Origin of the sequence: Oscillibacter sp. CAG:155 (assembly GCA_000436875.1) — a bacterium.
Classification (GTDB): domain Bacteria; phylum Bacillota; class Clostridia; order Oscillospirales; family Oscillospiraceae; genus Oscillibacter.
The window spans coordinates 26,124-28,748 of record FR890954.1 but is presented as its reverse complement, the minus strand read 5'-3'; the positions used below and the strand labels follow the sequence as shown (position 1 = coordinate 28,748).

General features: G+C 59.5%; 2 protein-coding genes and 1 riboswitch (1 of these 3 cut by a window edge). Both genes read right to left on the bottom strand.

Annotated features, from left to right (window positions below; translation table 11 throughout):
* The coding region (gene yfmH, locus QZL67_RS09875) for an EF-P 5-aminopentanol modification-associated protein YfmH (protein ID WP_292920264.1) at positions 1-1,053 on the bottom strand (1,053 nt) is incomplete at its 3' end.
* Positions 1,050-2,318 (bottom strand): EF-P 5-aminopentanol modification-associated protein YfmF, encoded by a 1,269-nt coding sequence (yfmF, locus tag QZL67_RS09870; protein WP_022290554.1) that lies wholly within the window; start codon positions 2,316-2,318, stop codon positions 1,050-1,052. The genes yfmF and yfmH, both read right to left, overlap by 4 nt.
* A 208-nt stretch (positions 2,319-2,526) precedes the next feature.
* A riboswitch (FMN riboswitch) is annotated at positions 2,527-2,625 on the top strand; it runs 52 nt beyond the window's last position.

Below are 2,625 nucleotides of genomic sequence, written 5' to 3'. Positions count from 1 at the left end.
CTGATAAAAGTCCTCGTCGATGCCCTCCGCCGCCAGGCGCTCCGCCTCACGGTAGATCTCCCCCGCCACAGTCCGGGCATCCCGGCTGTCGCCGCCGGCGTACAGATAGGCAACGCCCGGCATCATCTCAAACGCGCCGCCGAAGCTGGTGTTGATGAGGCCCTGGTCATAGAGCCGCAGATACAGGGGGCTGGAATCCCCCAGCAGGATGTCGCAGGCCATATCGCCGATGGCGCTCATGCGCAGGTAGGCCTCGCCCTCCGGGGCAGGGGTGCATTTAAAGCCGGTGAGGAACTGGGGGGTGGAAACCTCCATGGCCATGCTGGTCTCCTTCTGCGCGATTTCCGCGGGCTCCATGCCGTAGTCCCGGGGGATTTTATCGCCGCCCTCCCGGGGCAGGATGCTCCGGGCCAGATCCGCCACATGGATGGGGTCCACGTCGCCCACCGCCGTCAAAATCATGTTGGAAGGCGTGTAAAACGCCTTGTGGCACTGGTAGAGCGTCTCCGCCGTGATGTGGGAAATGCTCTCCACCGTACCGGCGATCGAAGTGCGGGCGGTGCTGTTTTGATAAAGAGCCTGCATCATGCGGGTGTAGATCTGCCAGTCGGGGTTATCCTCGATCATACGGATCTCCTGGCCGATGATACCCTGTTCCTTGGCTACGCTCTCATCCGTAAAATAGGGCATGGACACAAAGGAGAGCAGGATCTTCAGGTTCTCCTCAAAATGCTCTGTGGAGTCGAAATAGTAGCCGGTCATGGCATTGGAGGTGAAGGCGTTTGGCTCGGCACCATTTTTCGCCAGCTCCTGCAGGGCGTTGCCCTCCTTGGTGTCGAACATCTTGTGCTCGAGATAGTGAGCAATGCCGGCAGGCGTATCCAGCCACTTGCCGTCCAGTTGGAACCGGGTGTCCATACCGCCGTAGCGCGTTGCAAAAAAGGCGTACTTTTTGGCGTAGCCCGGCTTCGGCACCACGCAGATCTGCAGTCCGTTGGGCAGGGTCTCCCGGTATACGGACTCGCCGATCCGCTCGTAAAAGCTCTGATTCATTCCGCGTCCTCCTTTCCTGTCAGGAAGTAGACGGTGTCCAGCGTCACCGCCTCCATGGCATCCCGGATGCGCTCTTCCGTGACATCCCGGACCTGGGCCGCCAGGTCCTCCGGCGTCTCACAGTTGCCGGTGGCCGCCTGGCCCAGGTAGAAGTTCTCCAGCTTGCCCTGAGAATCTCCCATCGAGGCGTAGGCGTTGAGCAGCGTACTGCGGGCGCCCTCCAGCTCCCAGTCATCCAGCTTGCCCTGCTGGACTGCCTGAAGCTGGAGCAGAATCTCATCATAGGCCTTCTGGAAATTTTCAAACTCAATGCCGGAAGACACAGTAATAAGGCCCTTTTGCCGGTGATAGACCGAGGAGGCAAAGTAGCACAGGGACAGCTTCTCCCGCACATTCAAAAAGAGCTTGGAGTTGCTGGACCCGCCGAAGAGCGTGTTGCCCATCAGCAGTGCGGGGGTGTCCCCGCAGCCGCAGGTAAATCCCATCCCAAGTTTTCCCTGGGTCACGTCCATCCGCTCCGTCACCCGCAGGGGTTCCGTCCGGGCGGAATGGGGCAACGCCAGGGCAATCTCCTGGACATTCTCCCGGGGCAGCGTGGCAAACGCCTCCAGCAGCGCCTGTTCCACCCGTTCCTGCCGGGCACTGCCGCAGTAAATCAGTTCCAGCCGGGAGGAGGCGATCAGTTCACCGTACTGGGCGTAGAGCTTCTGCAGGCTCAGTTTTTCTGCATCCTTCTCGTCTCCCAGCCTCGGAATGCCGTAGGCCTCCCCGGCGCACATCTCCCGCAGGAGGCGGCCGTCGGCATACTCCCGCTTGTCATTAATGATGCTGCGGATCGCATCAATCAGATTGGTCTTTTCGCTTTCAAAATAGGCGGGCACAAACCGTCCCCGCTCCGTGGCCGGATCACAGATCAGCTCTCCCAGCAGCTCCGCCACCGGTTCCAGCAGCTTCTCTCCGCCGGGGGCATAGCTGTCGTCGATCAGGCTGGCCACAAAGCCCACGCACTGATTTTCGCCTTTTTTGCGGACCGTATAGTTGATACGGGCGCCATACAGCTTGTCCAGCCGGGCACTCAGCGCCCCCATATCCGGGCAGCTGACGGTGCCCCGCCGCAGTACCGCCGGCACCAGGGCATAGGCGGCAGCAGTCTCCCGGCGCAGCGGCGTCACAAACTGAGCAGAGAGCAGACTGGTCTTAAATTTTCCGGCCGGCAGATAGGTCAGATACATCCCGTCCGCCAGTTGGGTTCTGGTAGCTTCCAAAATCTCAGCTCCTTCCGTGGAAATACAGCGCACACGCCTGCGGATTTTTTCTCTCGCAGGCGCATCGTTCCTAAGAGGATAAAATCGGATACTATTATAGTATATCTCACTCTATAATTCAAATTCTTTCTCACCTGCTGCCCTTAAAAATTGGGGGTTGCTTTTTCCCGCCGCCTGTCGTATACTACCCGTAGAAAACAACTGAATACTTTGTCTTCAGGGCGGGGTGCAAGTCCCCACTGGCGGTAAAGTCCGCGACCGGCTGGCGGATGGGAGGGGGCTGTTTGGGGGGAATTCCCAAACACAA